General features: G+C 40.4%; 26 protein-coding genes. 23 read left to right on the top strand and 3 right to left on the bottom strand.

The window, feature by feature from the left end; all coding sequences use genetic code 11:
* The 7 genes from rplK (at position 1) to B3473_RS00590 (ending at position 4,548) form a co-directional block, all read left to right on the top strand.
* Entirely contained in the window at positions 1 to 426 is a 426-nt protein-coding gene (gene rplK, locus B3473_RS00620; RefSeq protein WP_003065913.1) for a 50S ribosomal protein L11, read from the top strand.
* Positions 427 to 572: 146 nt separating this feature from the next.
* On the top strand, positions 573 to 1,262 hold the full coding sequence (gene rplA / locus B3473_RS00615; RefSeq protein ID WP_154455528.1) for a 50S ribosomal protein L1: 690 nt from the start codon (positions 573 to 575) through the stop codon (positions 1,260 to 1,262).
* Positions 1,263 to 1,454: 192 nt separating this feature from the next.
* Positions 1,455 to 2,192, top strand: coding sequence for a UMP kinase (gene pyrH, locus B3473_RS00610; RefSeq protein WP_167829326.1), 738 nt, complete (start codon positions 1,455 to 1,457; stop codon positions 2,190 to 2,192).
* A 50-nt stretch (positions 2,193 to 2,242) separates the two neighbouring features.
* Positions 2,243 to 2,800: a ribosome recycling factor gene (gene frr / locus B3473_RS00605; RefSeq protein ID WP_154455438.1), complete on the top strand. Its 558-nt coding sequence runs from the start codon at positions 2,243 to 2,245 to the stop codon at positions 2,798 to 2,800.
* 70 nt (positions 2,801 to 2,870) lie between these two features.
* Positions 2,871 to 3,728: a CvfB family protein gene (locus tag B3473_RS00600; protein WP_154455437.1), complete on the top strand. Its 858-nt coding sequence runs from the start codon at positions 2,871 to 2,873 to the stop codon at positions 3,726 to 3,728.
* 98 nt (positions 3,729 to 3,826) lie between these two features.
* The gene (gene msrA / locus B3473_RS00595) at positions 3,827 to 4,336 is read left to right on the top strand and encodes a peptide-methionine (S)-S-oxide reductase MsrA (RefSeq protein WP_293650847.1); all 510 of its coding nucleotides are present in this window, start codon (positions 3,827 to 3,829) and stop codon (positions 4,334 to 4,336) included.
* Positions 4,333 to 4,548, top strand: a complete 216-nt coding sequence (locus tag B3473_RS00590; RefSeq protein ID WP_154455435.1) for a YozE family protein — start codon at positions 4,333 to 4,335, stop codon at positions 4,546 to 4,548. The genes msrA and B3473_RS00590 overlap by 4 nt, the downstream gene beginning before the upstream one ends.
* Before the next feature lie 105 nt (positions 4,549 to 4,653).
* Here the strand turns inward: B3473_RS00590 and B3473_RS00585 are convergent, their stop codons facing one another.
* On the bottom strand, positions 4,654 to 6,345 hold the full coding sequence (locus B3473_RS00585; RefSeq protein ID WP_293650844.1) for a carboxylesterase family protein: 1,692 nt from the start codon (positions 6,343 to 6,345) through the stop codon (positions 4,654 to 4,656).
* A gap of 301 nt (positions 6,346 to 6,646) precedes the next feature.
* Here B3473_RS00585 and B3473_RS00580 point away from each other — a divergent pair, with 301 nt between their 5' ends.
* The 13 genes from B3473_RS00580 to B3473_RS00520 all read left to right on the top strand — a co-directional run bounded on the left by B3473_RS00580 (position 6,647) and on the right by B3473_RS00520 (position 16,430).
* Positions 6,647 to 7,708 carry a PhoH family protein gene (locus tag B3473_RS00580; protein ID WP_154455433.1) on the top strand — a complete coding sequence of 354 codons (1,062 nt, stop codon included), beginning with the start codon at positions 6,647 to 6,649 and terminating at the stop codon, positions 7,706 to 7,708.
* Between the two features lie 128 nt (positions 7,709 to 7,836).
* On the top strand, positions 7,837 to 8,331 hold the full coding sequence (ybeY, locus tag B3473_RS00575; RefSeq protein ID WP_168260478.1) for an rRNA maturation RNase YbeY: 495 nt from the start codon (positions 7,837 to 7,839) through the stop codon (positions 8,329 to 8,331).
* Entirely contained in the window at positions 8,315 to 8,743 is a 429-nt protein-coding gene (locus B3473_RS00570) for a diacylglycerol kinase family protein (protein ID WP_154455431.1), read from the top strand. The genes ybeY and B3473_RS00570 overlap by 17 nt, the downstream gene beginning before the upstream one ends.
* 46 nt (positions 8,744 to 8,789) lie before the next feature.
* Positions 8,790 to 9,686, top strand: a complete 897-nt coding sequence (gene era, locus B3473_RS00565) for a GTPase Era (RefSeq protein WP_154455440.1) — start codon at positions 8,790 to 8,792, stop codon at positions 9,684 to 9,686.
* 85 nt (positions 9,687 to 9,771) lie between these two features.
* Complete coding sequence (gene mutM / locus B3473_RS00560; protein ID WP_154455430.1) at positions 9,772 to 10,593, top strand: DNA-formamidopyrimidine glycosylase; 822 nt, start codon at positions 9,772 to 9,774, stop codon at positions 10,591 to 10,593.
* A complete protein-coding gene (coaE, locus tag B3473_RS00555) occupies positions 10,578 to 11,186 on the top strand; it encodes a dephospho-CoA kinase (RefSeq protein WP_167829325.1) in 609 nt (202 codons plus the stop codon). The genes mutM and coaE overlap by 16 nt, the downstream gene beginning before the upstream one ends.
* 135 nt (positions 11,187 to 11,321) lie before the next feature.
* Complete coding sequence (locus B3473_RS00550; RefSeq protein ID WP_167829327.1) at positions 11,322 to 12,491, top strand: multidrug efflux MFS transporter; 1,170 nt, start codon at positions 11,322 to 11,324, stop codon at positions 12,489 to 12,491.
* Complete coding sequence (gene rpmG, locus B3473_RS00545) at positions 12,488 to 12,634, top strand: 50S ribosomal protein L33 (protein ID WP_167829324.1); 147 nt, start codon at positions 12,488 to 12,490, stop codon at positions 12,632 to 12,634. The genes B3473_RS00550 and rpmG overlap by 4 nt, the downstream gene beginning before the upstream one ends.
* 76 nt (positions 12,635 to 12,710) lie before the next feature.
* Complete coding sequence (gene secG, locus B3473_RS00540) at positions 12,711 to 12,947, top strand: preprotein translocase subunit SecG (RefSeq protein ID WP_154455427.1); 237 nt, start codon at positions 12,711 to 12,713, stop codon at positions 12,945 to 12,947.
* Positions 12,948 to 13,006: 59 nt separating this feature from the next.
* A complete protein-coding gene (locus B3473_RS00535; RefSeq protein WP_154455426.1) occupies positions 13,007 to 13,147 on the top strand; it encodes a hypothetical protein in 141 nt (46 codons plus the stop codon).
* The gene (gene rnr, locus B3473_RS00530) at positions 13,147 to 15,465 is read left to right on the top strand and encodes a ribonuclease R (protein ID WP_264879738.1); all 2,319 of its coding nucleotides are present in this window, start codon (positions 13,147 to 13,149) and stop codon (positions 15,463 to 15,465) included. The genes B3473_RS00535 and rnr overlap by 1 nt, the downstream gene beginning before the upstream one ends.
* A gap of 42 nt (positions 15,466 to 15,507) precedes the next feature.
* Positions 15,508 to 15,975: an SsrA-binding protein SmpB gene (gene smpB / locus B3473_RS00525; RefSeq protein WP_154455425.1), complete on the top strand. Its 468-nt coding sequence runs from the start codon at positions 15,508 to 15,510 to the stop codon at positions 15,973 to 15,975.
* 155 nt (positions 15,976 to 16,130) lie between these two features.
* Positions 16,131 to 16,430, top strand: a complete 300-nt coding sequence (locus B3473_RS00520) for a bacteriocin immunity protein (protein ID WP_154455477.1) — start codon at positions 16,131 to 16,133, stop codon at positions 16,428 to 16,430.
* Positions 16,431 to 16,472: 42 nt separating this feature from the next.
* Here the strand turns inward: B3473_RS00520 and B3473_RS00515 are convergent, their stop codons facing one another.
* Positions 16,473 to 17,153 carry an NAD(P)H-dependent oxidoreductase gene (locus tag B3473_RS00515; protein ID WP_154455476.1) on the bottom strand — a complete coding sequence of 227 codons (681 nt, stop codon included), beginning with the start codon at positions 17,151 to 17,153 and terminating at the stop codon, positions 16,473 to 16,475.
* 175 nt (positions 17,154 to 17,328) lie between these two features.
* On the opposite strand from B3473_RS00515, the gene B3473_RS00510 reads away from it, so the two are divergent.
* Positions 17,329 to 17,655: a DMT family transporter gene (locus tag B3473_RS00510; RefSeq protein ID WP_167829331.1), complete on the top strand. Its 327-nt coding sequence runs from the start codon at positions 17,329 to 17,331 to the stop codon at positions 17,653 to 17,655.
* Between the two features lie 38 nt (positions 17,656 to 17,693).
* Here B3473_RS00510 and B3473_RS00505 read toward each other — a convergent pair whose 3' ends face one another.
* Entirely contained in the window at positions 17,694 to 18,779 is a 1,086-nt protein-coding gene (locus B3473_RS00505) for a M24 family metallopeptidase (protein ID WP_154455475.1), read from the bottom strand.
* Positions 18,780 to 18,999: 220 nt separating this feature from the next.
* Between B3473_RS00505 and ccpA the strand changes: the two genes are divergently transcribed.
* A complete protein-coding gene (ccpA, locus tag B3473_RS00500; RefSeq protein ID WP_154455474.1) occupies positions 19,000 to 20,001 on the top strand; it encodes a catabolite control protein A in 1,002 nt (333 codons plus the stop codon).
* Between the two features lie 130 nt (positions 20,002 to 20,131).
* Entirely contained in the window at positions 20,132 to 21,127 is a 996-nt protein-coding gene (locus B3473_RS00495; RefSeq protein ID WP_154455473.1) for a glycosyltransferase, read from the top strand.
* Position 21,128 lies beyond the last annotated feature (1 nt).

Raw genomic sequence — 21,128 nt, 5'->3', positions numbered from 1 at the left:
ATGGCTAAAAAAGTCGAAAAAGTTGTTAAACTTCAAATTCCTGCTGGTAAAGCGACACCAGCTCCACCAGTTGGTCCAGCTCTTGGTCAAGCAGGTATTAACATCATGGGATTTACTAAAGAATTTAACGCACGTACAGCTGATCAAGCTGGCATGATCATCCCAGTTGTTATCTCAGTGTATGAAGACAAATCATTTGATTTCGTTACAAAAACACCACCAGCTGCTGTTCTTTTGAAAAAAGCTGCAGGTGTTGAAAAAGGTTCAGGAACACCTAACACAACAAAAGTTGCAACAGTTACTCGTGCACAAGTACAAGAAATTGCTGAAACTAAAATGCCAGACTTAAACGCTGCAAATATTGAATCTGCAATGCGTATGATTGAAGGTACTGCTCGTTCTATGGGATTCACTGTTGTTGATTAATCAATAACACCCAAATTGTGACTGAATTTGGTTGCTAAACCGAAAAATCACTCACACTAGACCCGCAAGACTTCATCATGATTTGATGAGTGACGTGGGAGATTTTAAATCAAATCGATATGACCACATTACAAGGAGAATTTTAAATGGCTAAAAAAAGCAAACAAATGCGTGCTGCACTTGAAAAAATCGACAGCACTAAAGCATACAGCGTAGAAGAAGCTGTGGCGCTTGCAAAAGAAACTAACTTCGCAAAATTTGATGCATCTGTAGAAGTTGCATATAAACTTAATATTGACGTTCGTAAAGCTGACCAACAAATCCGTGGTGCAATGGTATTGCCAAACGGTACTGGTAAAACACAACGTGTGCTTGTTTTCGCACGTGGTGCTAAAGCTGAAGAAGCAAAAGCTGCTGGTGCAGACTTCGTTGGTGAAGATGACCTTGTTGCTAAAATCAACGATGGTTGGCTTGATTTCGACGTTGTTATCGCAACACCAGATATGATGGCTATCGTTGGACGTCTTGGACGTGTCCTTGGACCTCGTAACCTTATGCCAAACCCTAAAACTGGTACAGTAACTATGGACGTTGCTAAAGCAGTTGAAGAGTCTAAAGGTGGTAAAATCACTTACCGTGCTGATAAAGCTGGTAACGTACAAGCTATCATCGGTAAAGTATCATTCGACGCAGACAAATTGGTTGAAAACTTCAAAGCATTCCACGATGTTATCGTGAAATCTAAACCAGCTACTGCTAAAGGTACTTACATGACTAACTTGTCTATCACAACAACTCAAGGTGTCGGTATCAAAGTAGATCCAAGCTCATTCTAATGTAATGATATGACAGAAAAAATCCGTTTCCGTTTCGCTGAAGCGGATTTTTTTATGAGCTGTGTCAAAAAATTTTTTAACGCTGTACCTTAGGGACTGGCGAGTATTGAATCGTTAAAAATGAGATATTTTGCTAGGTAAAATAAGCAATTTATGATAAAATAGTAGGGATAAAAGAAGGAGTAACGTGTAGTGGAACCTAAGTATAAACGTATTTTAATTAAGTTGTCTGGAGAAGCTTTGGCTGGTGATAAGGGTGTGGGTATTGACCTTGCCACTGTTCAAGCTATCGCAAAAGAAATTGCTGAAGTTCATGATTCAGGTGTTGAAATTGCCTTGGTTATCGGTGGTGGAAACCTTTGGCGTGGTGAACCAGCTGCGGCAGCTGGTATGGATCGCGTACAGGCAGACTACACTGGAATGTTAGGAACAGTCATGAATGCCCTTGTTATGGCTGATAGCTTGCAACAATATGGTGTGGACACTCGTGTTCAAACAGCTATCCCAATGCAAAATGTTGCGGAACCTTATATTCGTGGACGTGCCCTTCGTCATCTTGAAAAAGGTCGTATCGTTATCTTTGGTTCGGGTATCGGTTCACCTTATTTCTCAACAGATACAACAGCTGCCCTTCGTGCTGCTGAAATCGAAGCAGAAGCTATTTTGATGGCGAAAAATGGTGTTGATGGGGTTTACAACGCAGATCCTAAGAAAGATGCCAATGCAGTTAAATTCGACGAATTAACACACGTTGAAGTGATTAAACGTGGTCTTAAAATCATGGATGCTACTGCCTCTACCCTTTCAATGGACAACGATATTGACTTAGTTGTCTTTAACATGAACGAACCTGGTAACATCAAACGTGTGGTCTTTGGTGAAGCTATCGGGACAACGGTTTCTAACAAAGCAGACCACCACAACCATTAAGAGTTGGCTCTACTATTTAAAAAAACAAGAAACGAGGATAATACTGACTTATGGCTAATGCTATTATTGAAAAAGCGAAAGAACGCTTTGAACAATCACACAGTGCTTTGGCGCGTGAATTTGCTTCTATTCGTGCTGGACGTGCTAACGCGTCACTCTTAGACCGTATTCAAGTGGAATACTACGGCGCACCAACACCTTTGAACCAATTGGCTTCTATTACCGTTCCAGAAGCGCGTGTTCTCTTGATTTCTCCATTTGACAAATCTGTTTTGAAAGACATTGAGCATGCGATCAACGCTTCTGACCTTGGTATTAACCCTGCCAATGATGGTTCAGTGATCCGTCTTGTTATTCCAGCATTGACAGAAGAAACACGTAAAGATTTGGCTAAAGAAGTGAAAAAAGTTGGTGAAAGTGCCAAAATTGCTATCCGTAACATCCGCCGTGATGCGATGGACGAAGCTAAAAAACAAGAAAAAGCCAAAGAAATCACAGAAGACGAATTGAAAGTGCTTGAAAAAGATATTCAAAAAGTTACTGACGAAGCTGTGAAACACATTGACAGCATGACTGCTAACAAAGAAAAAGAATTGCTAGAAGTCTAATGTCATCTCTATAAGACAAAGGTAAGGGGGTGGAGATTCCACTCTCTTTTCTATGATAAAGGAAAAAAACATGAATAAACTACTTGCTACGGTTATCACTGGTTTGGTAATTGATGAAAATGCAAAAGCCTATTTTGTTCAAAAAGGTGGAGTGACTTTCACTTTGGATAAGAGCGAGGGTTCACACGCTATCGGAGATATGGTCAAGGGCTTTGCTTACACGGATTTGCACCAAAAAGCACGTCTGACAACTGCAGATGTGGCAGCAACACGCACTAGCTATGGTTGGGGCGTTGTGACAGAAGTGCGTCGCGACCTCGGTGTTTTCCTAGACACAGGTCTGCCAGACAAACAATTTGTCGTTTCGCTAGACGTTTTGCCTGATTTAAAAGAACTTTGGCCTAAGAAGGGTGACAAGCTTTATGTTCGTTTGGATGTGGATAAAAAAGACCGCATTTGGGCCATTCCAGCAGAACCTGAAGTTTTCCAAAAACTCTCAGGATCAGCTTATGACAATATGCAAAATGAGAAGTTACGCGCAATTGTTTACCGTTTGAAATTGTCAGGAACGTTTGTTTACCTGCCAGATAATAATATGCTTGGTTTTATCCATCCAAGTGAGCGCTATGCGGAACCACGTCTTGGGGAAGAAGTAACGGCTCGCGTCATTGGTTATCGTGCTGTTGACCGCACGCTAAACCTTTCGTTAAAACCGCGTTCTTTTGAAATGTTGGAAAATGATTCGCAGATGATTTTGACTTATTTGCAGTCAAATGGTGGCTTTATGACCTTGAATGACAAGTCATCACCAGAGGATATCAAGGCTACTTTTGGTATTTCAAAAGGACAATTTAAAAAAGCTTTGGGTGGTTTGATGAAAGCTAAGAAAGTCAAACAAGATGCCCTTGGAACAGAATTAATCGATTAAAGGCTTTATCAAAAAGAGTTGTGTTAGAAATGGTCTAACACGCTCTTTTTTTGAAAGTCTTATGTTATAATAGAAACATTATTTTTGGAGGTGCTAGAATGGAACGAGCGATTTTTGCAGGTGGGTGTTTTTGGTGCATGGTGCAGCCTTTTGAGGAATTAGATGGTATTTTATCTGTGCGTTCGGGCTACACTGGAGGTCATGTGCCTCATCCAACTTATGAGCAAGTCAAAGCCCACCAGACAGGGCATACCGAAGCAGTTGAGATTATTTTTGATGAGCACATTATTTCTTATGCGGATTTGGTGGAGATTTACTGGGCACAGACAGATCCGACGGATGCGTTTGGGCAATTTGAGGACCGCGGTGATAATTACCGTCCTGTGATTTTTTATGAAAACGACAAGCAACGTCGCATCGCAGAGCAATCCAAACAAGCCCTACAAGAGTCAGGACGTTTTCATTCACCTATCGTGACGACGATTGAACCTGCACAAGCATTTTACGTGGCTGAGGACTATCACCAAGGTTTCTACAAAAAGAACCCTGAACGCTATGCCCAAAGTAGCGCCATCCGACATCAGTTTTTAAAGGAGTATTGGCAATGAGAAAATCATTTTATACCTGGTTAATGACCCAGCGTAACCCCAAAAGTCACGAACCTGTCGCTATTTTAGCGGACTTGGTATTTGAAGATTCAACTTTCCCAAAGCATAGCGATGATTTTGAAGTTATCAGCACTTATTTGGAAAATGAGGCGGACTTCACCTTCAATCTTAGTGACTTTGACCAGATTTGGGAAGATTATTTAGCACATTGAGAGGTTATAACCTCTCTTTTTTAGCACTTTTTCTAATAAATGAATTATTGGTATTATTGTTAATATAAAAGCAATAGCACTGAGGCTATTGCTTTTAATTATGAGTTAATTTTTAACAACTTGCTCTTCTTGACTAGAATAGATTTCATCAAGAGGAGCGGAGAACCAGCGACCACTTAATACAGTTGTATTCAATTCATTTTTTACCCCTTCAGATAAGGTAGTGTCCGCTTGCATTTTTTCTAAAATATCACTGGCAGTCTCACTATCAGTCGCTGCTTTAATGTCTTTAGCATTTTCAGTAGCAGAAATTGATAGGACTTCGCTTTGCTCTGACCATTTTGGCCAATTAACCAAATTTTTATCGTTTGGATTACCTGAGGCTAAGAAGTTTTTCAGGTAAGCCTTAAAGTCACTTGACATGTCCTTAGCACCATCGTTATCAAATTCTTCTCCAATAAATGCAGCATAGTTTGACGGAGTTTGAAGCATTGCTTTAAAGATACCGTGAAAAGCTCCTAGAGTTGATGCTAATTGAGGTGTTACATTTGAATCATCGCCATAGAAAATTTCTGAAATATAGATATCTGAATTATATTTTCCTGCTAATTTTCGTGCACTGTCAACCCCATTTGAAAGTCTGTAAAGTTGACCACCGTAATTTCTTGAATAGTCAAATTCTGCTTGTTTTTGTTCATCTTGGAATAAGTCCCCACTATTAAAATCCTCTGCGAAGCGCTCATCTGATGCAATAAAGAGTGAAAATTCATTAGTTCCAGTGACAAGCATAAGCGGCACATCGTTGAATGTTTCAGTCTCAAAGCCTTCTTCTGGAATAACAGTTCCATCTTTATAAAGATGTGGGAAAACAGACATGCGAATACCTGCATTTCCCATAAGTGGAGCTAAACGATCAGCAGAAAGATTTTTGAGATAATCAGCAACTTCATTATTATCTTCGAGGAGCCAGTTTTTAGCATCTTCTTCAGTTGGTTGTAGGCCATCTTCAACAACTAAAGGTGCAATAGCTGTTGCGAAAATCTCTTGACTTTCCTCTTCATCTGAAAGTGTCATTCCACCGCTAAAGGAGATAGCCTTGTCATATTTTCCTTTGAAAGTAGGTGAAATTAAAGTGGCCATAACATCTCGACCTCCTGCTGAAAATCCAGCTAAGGTCACATTATCTTTGTTACCACCGAAGGTTTCAATATTCTTTTCTACCCAGTCTAGTGCTTGAGCGATATCCAGTAACGCAAAATTACCAGAATTTTCTTCATCTGATCCAGTTTTTAAAGCATCCAGAGGATTGAAACCTAATGCTCCTAATCGGTAATTAACAGACACATAGACTGCGTTTAAATCATTTGCGAGAGTATTTCCTTTGATTTCCTGAGCATGACCAGTTTGGTTGTTACCACCATGTAAAAAGACTAAAACTGGTAAATCTGTTTCATCTGTATCAGGACGTACAATATCTAAATTTAATTCATTTTCAGAGCCGACGACTTCGTTATTAGAAAATTGAATATCTTTTTCTCCGTATTCTGTTGCATCAAAAGTATCGTCCCATTTATCTACTTCTTTTGGAGCTTGCCAACGTTCAGCTTGTGCATAAGGAACGCCTAGCCATTCTAAAGCATTATTTTCCGTATCTTTTTTCCCTTTGATATTTCCAGTTTCAATAGTTTGTGTAGTTGATTGATTAAAGGTATCAGCACTTTCAGTACTTTTATGACTACATGCTGTTAAAGTTAGCACAGCGCTAAACGCGATCAGACCCATTATCGTTTTTTTCATGATGTTTCCTTTCAGTTATCAGATAGAAATAAGTGCATTAATAAGTTGGAATTGTTTATCTTAGCCTTATATTATAATTTACTTCTCATTTATCCAACCGCTTACTTATTATTTAGTGAGATAGTATCATTTTTTAGTGGCTTAGTATCAATGAGATATATATTGTATTAGGAATTTTCTTATTGTTCATTTAGCACCGCCATTTTCAATAAAGATAAGCAAGAAATCACGCAAGTCGTGATTTTTTGTGGTAAATGAGCTATAATAGGTTTATCAGATACAAAAGAAAGAGGGACTCTATTTGCAAGAGTATTCGACTGAGATTACGTTAAGCCATCCAGATGATGTGTTGGCTTTGTTTGGCTCAAATGAGCGTCATTTAAAATTGATTGAAGATAACTTGGGCGTCATTATCCACGCACGAACTGAGCGGGTGCAGATTTTAGGGGATGATGAAGATAGTGTCGAATTAGCCCGTCTGACCATTCAAGCTTTGTTGATTTTGGTGGGACGTGGCATGCTCATCAACACTTCAGATGTGGTGACGGCTTTGAGCATGGCACAAGATGGTTCGGTAGATAAATTTGTTGCCCTATACGAAGAAGAAATTATCAAGGACAATTCAGGCAAGCCTATCCGTGTTAAGACTTTGGGGCAAAAGGTTTATGTCGATAGTGTCAAATCACATGATGTTGTGTTTGGGATTGGACCTGCGGGGACTGGTAAGACCTTTTTGGCGGTGACCTTGGCAGTGACGGCTCTTAAACGTGGTCAGGTTAAACGCATTATTTTGACGCGTCCAGCCGTTGAAGCTGGTGAAAATCTAGGTTTTTTGCCTGGTGATTTGAAGGAAAAAGTGGACCCTTACCTTCGTCCTGTTTACGATGCCCTTTATCAAATCTTAGGCAAGGAGCAAACCACTCGTCTCATGGAGCGCGACATTATTGAAATTGCTCCGTTGGCGTATATGCGTGGTCGGACGCTTGATGACGCTTTTGTCATTTTAGATGAGGCCCAAAACACGACCATCATGCAAATGAAGATGTTCTTGACTCGTCTAGGTTTCCACTCTAAGATGATTATCAATGGAGATACTAGCCAGATTGATTTGCCTAAAAAAGTCAAATCAGGTTTGATTGACGCGACTGAAAAGCTCAAACACATCAAGCAAATTGACTTTGTGCATTTCTCAGCAAATGACGTGGTGCGTCATCCTGTCGTGGCTGAAATTATCAACGCTTACGAGTCTGAGCAAGCACCTCAAGTTTCGCCTGAACAGAGACACGCTCAAAATGAATCGAACTTTGCCAATTATGAAACCATCGGCGAATTGCCCAAAGAGGTAGATACGACAGATAACTAATTGCTTAACCAAAGACTTCTTGTTTTCCAAGAAGTCTTTTAAAATGGGGAATTGGGACATAAAATAGCACTCCAACACTTATTGTGGTATAATATTATTGACAAGAATACAGTTGAAAGAAGAATATTATGTACGTTGAAATGATAGATGAAACTGGTCAAGTTTCAGAAGCCATCAAGAAACAAACGCTTGATTTATTGGAGTTTGCTGCTGAAAAGACAGGTAAAGAAAACAAGGAAATGTCTGTGACTTTTGTGACAAATGAACGCAGTCACGAATTGAACTTGAAGTATCGTCATACAGATCGTCCAACGGACGTGATTAGCTTGGAGTACAAGCCAGACTCAGGTCTGTCATTTTCAGAAGAAGATTTGAAAGACAATCCTGAATTGGTCGAAATGCTCGACGAATTTGATGCTTATATTGGAGAGTTGTTCATTTCAGTGGATAAGGCGCGTGAGCAAGCCGAAGAATATGGTCACTCTTTTGAACGTGAAATGGGATTTCTTGCGGTTCATGGTTTCTTACACATCAATGGTTACGATCATTACACACCAGAAGAAGAAAAAGAAATGTTTACGTTACAGGAAGAAATTTTAACCGCCTATGGACTCAAGAGATAAGCATTCCCCAAAGAAGTGGAAGAACCGTACCCTAGTATCAAGTTTAGAATTTGCGATTACTGGGATTATTACCGCGTTAAAAGAAGAGCGCAATATGCGCAAACACATGTTTTCAGCGATTTTAGCCTGCATGGCAGGTGCGATTTTTCGTATTTCAGCTGTCGAGTGGCTCTTTTTGCTGTTGGTCATATTTTTAGTGATTACGCTTGAAGTCGTTAATTCGGCTATTGAAAATGTTGTGGATTTAGCCAGCAACTACCATTTTTCCATGTTAGCGAAAAATGCTAAGGACATGGCTGCTGGTGCTGTTTTATTGATGTCAGGATATGCAGTGATTACGGGCTTGATTATCTTTGTCCCAAAACTGCTAAAATTCTTTGAACTTATCCTTAGTGATAAGAGCTTATGGTAGATGATGGAAAGGAGTAGGACGTTGTGAGATGCGTCCTTATTATCTTATGTTTAAATCAGGTTTTGTTGCTATTTTAGGTCGTCCAAATGTTGGAAAATCAACCTTTTTAAATCGTGTAATGGGTCAAAAAATTGCGATTATGAGTAATAAAGCTCAAACAACGCGTAATAAAATCATGGGGATTTACACGACAGAAACAGAGCAAATCGTCTTTATCGACACACCAGGTATTCACAAACCTAAGACGGCTCTAGGCGATTTTATGGTGGAATCAGCTTATAGTACCTTGCGCGAAGTGGATACGGTACTCTTTATGGTGCCTGCCGATGAAAAACGTGGTAAGGGCGATGACATGATTATCGAGCGTTTGAAAGAAGCTAAGGTGCCTGTTATCTTGGTTATCAACAAAATTGACAAGGTTCATCCTGACCAATTGTTGGAGCAAATCGATGATTTCCGTGACCAAATGGATTTCAAAGAAATTATCCCAATTTCAGCCCTTCAAGGTAACAATGTGGATAGATTGTTGACTATCTTGACTGAGAATTTGGAAGAAGGTTTCCAATATTTCCCAGAAGACCAAATAACTGACCACCCTGAACGTTTCTTGGTATCTGAAATGATTCGTGAAAAAATCTTGACCCTCACTGAACAAGAAGTGCCACACTCAGTTGCTGTTGTGGTGGATTCGATGAAACGCGACCCTGAAACGGATAAAATTCACATTCAAGCAACTATCATGGTGGAACGAAACAGCCAAAAAGGCATTATTATCGGGAAACATGGTGCCATGTTGAAAAAAATTGGTACTTTAGCTCGCCGTGATATTGAAATCATGCTCGGTGATAAGGTTTATCTTGAAACATGGGTTAAAGTCAAGAAAAATTGGCGTGATAAAAAACTAGATTTGGCGGACTTTGGCTATAACGAAAAAGAATACTAAAAGAGATAGCTTTTGCTAAACTCTGAGATCTTACAGAAAGGAAAATCAAGCAGTCTAAAGGTTTAGGCTGCTTGCTAGTGTTGTTATGCCTGAATTACCTGAAGTTGAAACCGTTAGACGCGGTTTGGAAAAGTTGATTTTGGGGCGTAAAATTGAAGCCATTGACGTGCGTGTGCCTAAACTGATAAAGACAGGTGTCGAAGCCTTTGAAATAGACCTAATTGGGCAAACGTTTCAGGCCATTGGCCGCCGTGGTAAATATTTGTTGCTGCAATTAGATAGGCAAGTGATTGTGTCCCATCTGCGTATGGAAGGAAAATACCTGCTTTTTCCACAAGAAGTTCCTGAAAACAAGCATTTTCACGTCTTTTTCACGTTAGATGATGGCTCAACCTTGGTTTACCAAGATGTCCGCAAGTTTGGCACAATGGAATTGTTGTTGCCTGAGCAAGTTGAGCCTTATTTCCAAAAGAGGAAGCTTGGACCAGAGCCAACCAAAGCGGCTTTTGATTTAGCAACTTTTGAAAAGCAACTGGGACAATCAAAAAAACTGATAAAACCGCATCTTTTGGACCAAACGTTGGTGGTTGGCTTGGGTAATATCTACGTCGATGAGGTGCTTTGGGCAGCAAAAATTCATCCAGAACGTGTGAGTTCGACTTTGACAAGTCCTGAAATCACCTTGCTTCATGACGAGATTATTCGTATTTTGCAGTTGGCCATTGAAAAAGGTGGAACAACGGTTCGAACGTATCAGAATGCCTTTGGTGAAAATGGCCGCATGCAGGATTTTTTGCAGGTTTATGGCAAAACAGGTCAGCCTTGCCCACGTTGTGGAACGCCTATTGAAAAAATCAAGGTGGGCGGGCGTGGCACGCATATTTGTCCGAGGTGCCAAAAACGATGACGAAGATAGTTGGTATTACAGGCGGCATTGCTTCTGGCAAATCAACGGTGGTAGCCCAGCTTCGCAAACACGGTTATCAGGTGATTGACGCTGACCAAGTGGTGCATGACTTGCAAAAAAAAGGTGGCAGGCTGTATCAAGCTTTGTTTGATTGGCTAGGTGATGCCATTTTACAGGACAATGGTGAACTTGACCGTCAAGCCTTAGGGCAAGCAATTTTTGGAAATCAAGAGATGATGGCCAAGTCATCTGCTTTGCAAAACGATATTATTCGTCAGGAACTCGCCCAACGTCGTCAGGAACTTGCCAAAACGGAAAGCCTCTTTTTCATGGACATTCCCTTGTTGATTGAGTTGGATTATGTGGGTTGGTTCGATGCCATTTGGTTGGTGGTTGTGGACGATGAAACGCAGTTAAATCGCTTGATGGCGCGTAATCATCTCACGTTAGCTGAGGCCAAAAAGCGTATGGCTAGCCAAATGCCGACCAAAGAGAAACTGGCTTATGCGGACCATATCTTAGATAATAATGGCGATAAAGCTGCCCTAGAGAAGCAAGTAGAAGCTCTATTGACAGACTTATCCCAACCTTAGCTTTTTACGCTGTAAAAACAATTTCTTGTATAATCACTTTTCCATTAAGAAAAAAGTGTGCTATAATATCAATGATTTTTTTAGAAAGAAGGGGTTATTATTAGTCGCGAAGTTAATTGGCAACAAAATCTCCGTATAGCTTGGCTCGGTAATTTCTTTACTGGGGCAAGTTTTTCACTTGTTATGCCATTCATGATTGTGTATATTGAGGAATTAGGCGCTCCTAAGGATATGATTGACTGGTACGCTGGTTTGGCGGTTTCGCTGTCGGCACTAAGTTCAGCCTTGATTTCACCAGTGTGGGGGCGTTTTGCGGACCGTTATGGTCGTAAGCCAATGATGGTGCGGGCAAGTTTGGCCATGACCTTTACTATGGGGGGGTTAGCCTTTGTTCACAATGTGTATTGGTTGTTGGCTTTGCGCGTGTTAAATGGTTTGCTTTCGGGTTATGTGCCCAATTCAACCGCTCTGATTGCTAGTCAAGTTCCCAAAGAACGTTCGGGTTATGCTCTAGGAACCTTAGCAACAGGGGTTATTGGTGGAACCTTGGTGGGTCCTTTAATTGGTGGGGTATTAGCTCAGTGGCTAGGTATCCGCCACGTTTTTTTATTGGTCGGCTTTATCTTGTTACTTTGTAACTTGTTGACTTTCTTCTTTATCAAGGAAGATTTCAAGCCTGTTACCAAGGAAAAAGATTTATCAACCCGCGAAGTGTTTGAAGCAATTAAAGACAAACAAATCTTGATTGGCTTGTTTATCACCAGCATGACCATTCAAATTTCTGCGCAATCCATTGCTCCAATTTTGACCATGTACATTCGTCATTTGGGGCAAAAAGAAAATCTGATGTTTGTTTCAGGATTGATCGTTTCGGCGTTAGGTTTCTCAAGTATGCTTTCTAGCTCAAGCCTTGGAAAACTTGGGGATAAGATTGGTAACCACCGTTTGTTGCTTATTGCTCTTTTTTATAGTTTTTGCATGTATATCTTATCAGCCCTCTCCCAAAATACCCTCCAATTGGGAATTGTGCGTTTCTTCTACGGTTTTGGGACAGGGGCTTTGATGCCAAGTATCAATTCGCTTTTGAATAAGATTGCACCACGAGAAGGGATATCGCGAATCTTTAGTTACAATCAAACCTTTAGTTACTTAGGACAAGTTATTGGGCCATTCATTGGTTCAGCTGTTGCCACAGGTCTTGGCTATCGTTCAGTCTTTTATGTAACCAGTCTGATTGTCCTAGCCAACTTTGTGTGGAGTTTGATTACCTTTAGAAAATATTTAACAGTTAAGGAAATAGTGTGAGAGTAAAGATTCATTTAACGTGTAGCAGTTGTGGTCAAAAAAATTATCTGACCAGTAAAAACAAAACCACCCATCCAGAACGGATTGAGGTACCCAAATATTGTCCAAAAGAACGAAAAGTGACCCTACATATTGAATCTTGATAAGTTTTATGTTAAAGTAGTATTGACCATAGTGTAGGAAGGAAAAAAGAATGCTTCGGTATTCTTGATGGCATAAATGTACGACTTTTTATTAACCGTTTTACTGATTTTATCAGTTATTATTGTGATTTCGATTTTAATGCAACCACAAAAGAATCCAAGTAGCAATGTCTTTGATAGTAATAGCTCTGAAGCTTTGTTTGAGCGTACAAAGGCACGTGGCTTTGAAGCATTCATGCAACGTTTTACAGCCATTTTGGTTTTCTTTTGGTTAGCCATTGCTTTAGTACTAGCAATCTTATCAAGTAACTAGATAGCGGTTAGGGACGGACTTTGTCTTAGCCGCTCATCTTGAATGGTGTCTAAGAACTCATGAGCTGGTCAGTCAGCTCATTTTTTATTATGAATGAAAGTGGTAAAAGCGAGTTCACAGTACTTGCTTTTCCAAATCAAGAGATTAAAGGTGAGGATATAAAAGGCTTTTTAGAGGAAAAAGCCAAAAAAGCAGTATGATGAATGACAAAATTATAACGTATTTAGAAACACGAGAAAAAGTGACGGTGAATGAATTAGCCGAGGCTTTGGAGATGACTGGAGCTAAGAAATTTCCTAAGCTGATTAAGGAAATTTCAACCCTTGAAAGTCAGGGAAAGTTGCGTTTTAATGACGCTGGTATGCTATCTTTGCGTAAGAAACAAGAAAAGAAAAAAGAAGTTACCGTTACAGGGATTTTTCGAGCAAATAAGGCTGGCTTTGGCTTTTTAATCGTTGATGAGAATGAAGACGATATGTTTATCGGTCGCAATGATGTTGGCTATGCGATTGATGGGGATACGGTTGAGGCAGTCATTAAAAAGCCTGCTAACCGTTTGAAAGGAACAGCTGCTGAAGCTAAAATTGTTGGCATTGTGGAACGCAGCCTGAAGACTGTTGTGGGGAAATTTATCCTCGATGATGAAAAGCCAAAATATGCTGGTTACATCAAATCTAAAAACCAAAAAATCCAACAAAAAATTTACATCAAAAAAGAGCCCGTGGTCTTGGACGGAACTGAGATTATCAAGGTAGATATTGACAAGTACCCAACGCGTGGCCACGATTATTTTGTCGGTCAAGTGCGTGATATTGTGGGACATCAAGGCGATGTGGGGATTGATGTCTTGGAGGTCTTGGAATCGATGGACATCGTGTCTGACTTTCCAGATGATGTGCTTGCGGAAGCCAATGCTGTGCCCAATGCACCAACAAACAAAGATTTGATTGGGCGAGTGGATTTGCGTCAAGAAGTGACGTTTACCATTGACGGTGCGGATGCCAAGGACTTGGACGATGCCGTACATATTAAATTGCTTGATAATGGCCATTTTGAATTGGGTGTGCATATTGCGGACGTATCTTATTATGTGACAGAAGGCTCTGCCCTAAACCGTGAGGCAGTGGCGCGTGGAACTTCTGTTTATGTAACGGACCGTGTGGTACCTATGCTGCCTGAGCGTTTGTCAAATGGAATTTGTTCCCTCAATCCAAATGTGGACCGTTTGACGCAATCTTGTCTGATGGAAATCGATCGCAAGGGTCGTGTGGTCAATCACCAAATTTGCCAATCAGTGATTAACACCACTTTCCGCATGACTTATAGTGATGTCAATGCTATCCTTGCTGGGGATGACGAATTGGCAGAAAAATACCAGCCGATTGTTGAATCGATTCACCACATGGCTGATTTGCACGCCATTTTGGAGAAAATGCGTGTGCGTCGTGGGGCTTTGAATTTTGATACCAATGAGGCAAAAATTATCATCAATGATAAAGGGATGCCTGTGGATATCGTCTTGCGTCAGCGTGGTGTAGCTGAACGCATGATTGAGTCTTTCATGTTGGCAGCCAATGAAACCGTAGCAGAACATTTCTCAAAACGCAAATTGCCTTTTATCTATCGTATTCACGAAGAGCCTAAAGCAGAGAAATTGCAAAAATTCCTTGATTATGCAAGTATTTTTGGCATTCACATTCATGGGACGGCCAATAAAATCACCCAACAAGCCTTGCAAGAATTCATGGCTAAGGTGGAAAATAAGCCAGGTGCAGACGTTTTGAACATGATGTTGCTGCGTTCGATGCAACAAGCCCGCTATTCAGAACACAATCATGGGCATTATGGTCTGGCAGCAGAGTATTATACCCACTTTACCAGCCCAATTCGCCGTTATCCTGACCTTCTGGTTCACCGCATGATTCGCGAATACACGCAGGTCACTGATGAGAAAATCGAGCATTTCAGACAAGTTATCCCTGAATTAGCCACTTCCTCATCAACCCTTGAACGCCGGGCTATCGACGCTGAACGCGTAGTAGAAGCTATGAAAAAAGCAGAATACATGGAAGAATACGTTGGCGAAGAGTTTGAAGGTGTGGTATCTAGCGTTGTCAAATTTGGTCTGTTTATTGAATTGCCAAATACCATTGAAGGGTTGATTCACATCACGACTCTCCCAGAATTTTACAACTACAATGAGCGTACCATGACGCTGCAAGGTGAGAAGTCTGGCAAGGTCTTTCGTGTGGGGCAACCAATTAAGATTAAGTTGGTTCGTGCCGACAAGGAAACAGGCGACATTGACTTTGAATACCTACCAAGCGAGTATGACGTGATTGAAAAAGTGAAAAAATCCCGTAAGGACCGCTCTAACAAGGACAAACGCCGACCAAAATCAGACCAAGCAAAGGACCACAAATCTAAAAAACGCAAAGGCTCTAAACCAGCTAAAAAATCAGGTAAGAAACCTTTTTACAAAGAGGTTGCCAAGAAAAAAAAACGTAAAAAGAAATAAGTCGCTATAACGTGACGACAAAGGTTCAAGAGAGGTATCGCTATGCCAAAAGGTGAAGGAAATGTCGTGGCCCAAAATAAAAAAGCTCGTCATGACTATAACATTATTGATACAATTGAAGCAGGAATAGTCCTAACAGGGACTGAAATCAAAAGCGTTCGTGCTGCTCGTATTCAACTAAAGGACGGCTACGCTCAAATTAAAAACGGAGAAGCTTGGCTCATTAATGTCCACATTTCTCCTTTTGAGCAAGGGAATATCTGGAATCAAGACCCCGACCGCACTCGAAAATTATTGCTGAAAAAACGTGAAATTGACAAATTAGCCAATGAATTAAAAGGAACAGGGATGACCCTCGTTCCTCTCAAGGTTTATTTGAAAAATGGCTTTGCTAAAGTCTTGCTCGGTGTGGCAAAAGGAAAACACGATTACGATAAGCGCGAATCCATCAAACGCCGCGAACAAGACCGCGATATCAAACGCCAAATGAAAAATTTCAATGCACGTTAATCACCATAAAAAAGCTCCGTGGTGAGCTTTTTTTGTTTTTAGAACCGTTTAGGACTTAAAAATAACCGTTTGTGACTAAGCTGTCCATTGTTTTGAAAAGTGTGCTATACTAGTAAGCATTAAGAAGATACCGAAAGGTGATAGAAGGGGTGATTATGATGGGAATAAAATGGTTTTCAGGTGGTAAAGAGAGAAGAGAGGCAGCCTTGCCTATTTTTGAGGAATTAATCGCATCAATGGCAAATGATAGAAAAAAAGAGCCTTTGAAGGCACTCTTGGTCAAGTACCGTCAGGAATTAAAAACAAGTGGTACCTCAACGCCTTTTATCTTTAATCAAATGAACATCGAACTGGTAAAGGTCATGGCAGATAATCACATTGTTTTATCCAAAGAACAATCCGACTTATTTAAAGCTTTGCAGCAGCTATCGGCTATCCGTTATGGTTATTATTAAGCAGTTAAAAAGGCTAGGACACAAGTCCTAGCCTTTTGGTTTTTAATCCCACCAAGTGATGACTTCTTCGCGTGGTTTGCGTGAGCGTGGGTGTTTTGGGTCACGGAGGCGATAGCCAAAGGATACCATGCTGGCAATGCCTTCTTTGTCAGGGTCAATGATGCCTTCCTGAGCCAAAATAGTATTGACCTTGTCATAGTTGAAGCCCTCAATCGGGCAAGAATCAATGCCAATCATGCTAGCTGTGGTCATCATATTGCCAAGAGCGATGTAGGTTTGCTTTGCTGTCCAATCAAACAAGGCTCTTGAATTATCAGCCATCTTCATGTCGTTTTTTTGGAAAGATTTATAAGTCGCCAAGCGAGCATTGAGCTCTTCCTCACCAATAAACCCACGACGAATCAAGCTTTCTTTGACCGATTCAGAATCGTAGCGGGCATTTTTTTCTGCAAGGAGCAAGACAAAATGACTAGCAGTGTCCAGCTGGTATTGGGCACCCCAAGCGACGGCATTGAGTTCTTGACGCAGTTTGGCAATGTGTGGACGGTCCAAGACGACAAAACGCCAACCTTCTAATCCGATAGAAGAAGGGCTTAGCCAAGCACTATCCAAAATAAATTCCATATCCTCACGCGAAATGGCTTTGTCATTATAGACACGAACGGCCACGCGGTTATCAAATGCAGCACGAACGGTTTCTTTGATGGTTTCTTTAGATGTCATTGTCACATTCCTTTCTAGTTAATCATTGTTACTAAAATGACCATATCATTAGAATTAAGACTTGTTTTTTTTACCTATTTAAAATAAAATAGGGTTATCTATCTTTTATTTTACCACAAGAGATGCAAAACGTAGATACAATAGATAAAGCAAGACATAAGGAGGTCAATCAGTTGTGTCGTATATCTACCTGTTTATCGCGATAATAGGTGAGTTGTTGGGGACAACATTGTTAAAAGTATCAGAAGGGTTTAGTAAACCCTTACCTGGTGTATCAGCCCTGTTGAGTTATGGAGTGTGTTTCTTTTTCTTGTCATTAGCCATGAAAAAAATTCCACTGGGGATTACCTATGCCACTTGGTCAGGTGTTGGTTTGCTAGTAACGGCTGTTATTTCCATCTTGGTTTTCAATGAAAAGCTCAATCTTTACACCATTATTGGTTTGGGCTTGATTATTGTCGGAGTCTTGATGGTTAATTTGCTAGGAAATGCAGGGCATTAACAAAAAAACGTTCAGATGTTGAACGTTTTTTCTTGTGTTTAGCCTTCAAAGTAAAGTAATTCTTTTGGTGTTTGGGTAAAGACTTCAAATCCTGATTTGGTCACATGACCGCAATCTTCAATACGAACCCCAACTTTACCAGGAATGTAGATACCAGGTTCAATAGAGAAGCACATGCCTTCTTCGATAACCAAGTCGTTTCCTGCCATGATTGATGGGAATTCGTGCACGTCCATACCGATTCCGTGTCCAAGACGATGGTTGAAGTATTCACCGTAACCTGCTTTTTCAATCACATTGCGAGCCGCAGCATCGACTTCAGCAGCGGTTACACCTGGTTTGATAAAGTCTTGAGCGGTTAATTGGGCTTCCAAGCAAAGTTCGTAAATGTCTTTTTTGAATTGGTCTGGTTTGCCGACCGCAACAGTACGCGTCATATCACTAGTGTAACCCAGCGTTTCAACACCAAGGTCAAAGAGCAAAAGAGCGTTGTTTTCGATTTTGTTGGTACCTGGAATACCGTGTGGGTTGGCAGCGTTATTACCAGTCAAAACCATAGTATCAAAACTCATTTTGTTGATGCCTTGTTTTTTCATTTCAAACTCAATCATCGCGATGATGTCTGTTTCGGTATTGTTGAGTGAAATGTTGTCAAATCCTACGTGAACAGCCTTATCCGCAAATTGTCCAGCAACCAACATTTTGTCGATTTCGTCTTGTGATTTGATGAGGCGCATTTTTTGAATAAACGGTGTCAAGTTTTCAAAATGCCCATCAAAAACAGTTTGCAAGCCTTGGAATTTGGTTAGATTAAGGTTGTCAAATTCTGCAAAAATTTTGCTGCTGTCAGTTGATGGCAAATCTGCTTTGATTTTTTGCCAAGGGTTTTCAGAATCCACATAGCCAAAAACAGTGAAATCAAGGACTTGGCTAGCGCGTGCCACTTCTAGTGCTGGAACAAAAAGCACAGGGTCACGGTCACTGTAAACAAAGAGGAACATTTGGCGTTCATGTGGGTCACAGTAAAAACCAGTCAAATAGTTGACCGTTACAGGGTCAGAAAAAACCGCAAGGTTAGCTTTTTCTTGCTGAAGATAAGAACGAATTTGTGTTAATTTAGACATAAGAACCCTTCTTTCTATTACTCACATTTTTTCAAAAAAAAGTAAAAAAATCAAGTCTTTCTTGAAAAAAATAAAGATTAGAGATAGCTGCAAAACGGCTTGGTTAAGCGAAAAAGTAGCTTTTAAAAATTAAAAAGAGTGCTTTAGTACTTGAAAGCGTTTATAAAAAATGATAGAATATGATGAAAGCGAAATTTTCAAATAGAAAGGAAGTCCAACAATGAATACTGATGATACGATTACAATTTACGACGTTGCCCGAGAAGCTGGTGTTTCTATGGCAACTGTCAGCCGTGTTGTAAACGGAAACAAAAATGTCAAAGAAAACACACGTAAAAAAGTTCTTGAAGTCATTGAACGTTTGGATTATCGTCCAAATGCCGTTGCTCGTGGTTTGGCAAGTAAAAAAACGACAACTGTCGGTGTGGTTATCCCAAATATTGCCAATAGTTATTTCTCAATTCTAGCAAAAGGGATAGATGATATCGCTGCTATGTATAAGTATAATATTGTCCTAGCATCTAGTGATGAAGACGATGACAAAGAAATCAACGTTATCAACACCTTGTTTGCCAAACAAGTGGACGGTATTATCTTTATGGGACACCATTTGACTGAAAAAATTCGTGCAGAGTTCTCTCGCTCACGTACACCAGTTGTTCTTGCCGGTACTGTTGATTTAGACCACCAATTGCCAAGTGTTAATATTGATTACAAGGCTGCTGTGGCTGATGTTGTGGATCGCTTAGCTGAGAATAACCAAGAAATCGCTTTTGTTTCAGGTCCGCTCATTGACGAAATCAATGGTAAAGTTCGCTTAGCTGGCTATAAGCAAGGTCTTGAAAAGAACAACTTATCGTTCAAAGAAGGTCTTGTCTTTGAAATCAATTACAACTATAAAGATGGGTTTGAGTTAGCCAAGCGTGTGCTCAATTCAGGTGCTACCGCAGCTTATGTGGCAGAAGATGAATTAGCAGCAGGCTTGCTTAATGGCTTGTTTGAAGCGGGTGTCAATGTTCCAGAAGATTTTGAAATCATCACAAGCAATGATTCACCAATCACTTCCTACACACGTCCAAACCTAACAAGTATCAGTCAGCCAGTTTATGATTTAGGGGCTGTTAGTATGCGTATGCTCACTAAAATCATGAACAAAGAAGAGTTAGAAGAAAAAGAAATCATTCTAAACCATGGCGTGACTGTACGTGGAACCACACGTTAAATTTAATCTTAGAGATCTTTCCTTAAAAAAACTCGCGATGCAGTCGCCGAGTATCCGCAAAAAAGTGTCTAATCAGGCACTTTTTTGTCTTTAAATGAAAAAAAACAGAAAATAAGCTATAATAAATAGTATGAAAGTTTTACTATATTTGGAAGCGGAAAATTATTTGAGTAAATCAGGTATTGGGCGTGCGATAAAACACCAAGAACGCGCTTTAAACATGGTAGGACAAGCTTATACCATCAATCCTGAAGATGATTACGATTTGATTCATATTAACACTTACGGTCTAAGGAGTGGTTACCTGCTCCATCAGGCTAAAAGGGCTGGGAAAAAGGTGATTGTGCATGGGCATTCGACGGAGGAAGATTTTAGAAACTCTTTCATTGGTTCTAATTTGGTTTCCCCTTTGGTGAAACGCTATTTGCGTCATTTTTACCAAACAGCCGATGCGGTCATCACTCCAACCGAGTATTCTAAATCTTTGATTGCAGGTTATGGGGTTCAAACACCTATTTATGCAGTGTCAAATGGCATTGATTTGTCACGTTATGTGCCAAATCCACAAAAAGAGCAGGCTTTTAGGGATTATTTTAAGCTAAAATCTGATGACAAAGTGGTTATTTGTGCGGGATTGTATTTCATGCGCAAGGGTATTGATGATTTTATCAAGGTCGCTGAGCAGATGCCTGATGTCCGATTTATTTGGTTTGGAGATACAAACAAATGGGTGATTCCGCATAAAGTCAGACGTTTAGTCGAACACGACCACCCTGAAAATGTTACTTTTGCAGGCTACATTAAAGGTGATGTTTTTGAGGGAGCTATGAGTGGTTCGGATGCTTTCTTTTTCCCAAGTCGTGAAGAAACAGAAGGTATCGTGGTCTTAGAGGCTTTGGCTAGTCACCAACGAGTCGTTTTGCGTGATATTCCCGTTTATAAGGGTTGGTTGGATGATAAATCAGCTACCTTTGCCAGCGATGTTCCTGGTTTTGTCAAGGCGCTTAGACAGGTGCTTGCTGATAAAACCTCTACACGTGAGGCAGGTTATCATGTGGCTGAGAGTCGCAGCATTGACAAGGTGGCTCATGAATTAGTGCAGGTTTATGAAAAAGTAATGGAGTGAT

This window comes from Streptococcus sp. UBA632 (assembly GCF_002300045.1).
In the GTDB taxonomy this organism is placed as follows: domain Bacteria; phylum Bacillota; class Bacilli; order Lactobacillales; family Streptococcaceae; genus Streptococcus; species Streptococcus alactolyticus.
The sequence above is the reverse complement of the archived record's forward strand: the minus strand, read 5'-3'. Positions and strand labels throughout refer to the sequence as shown.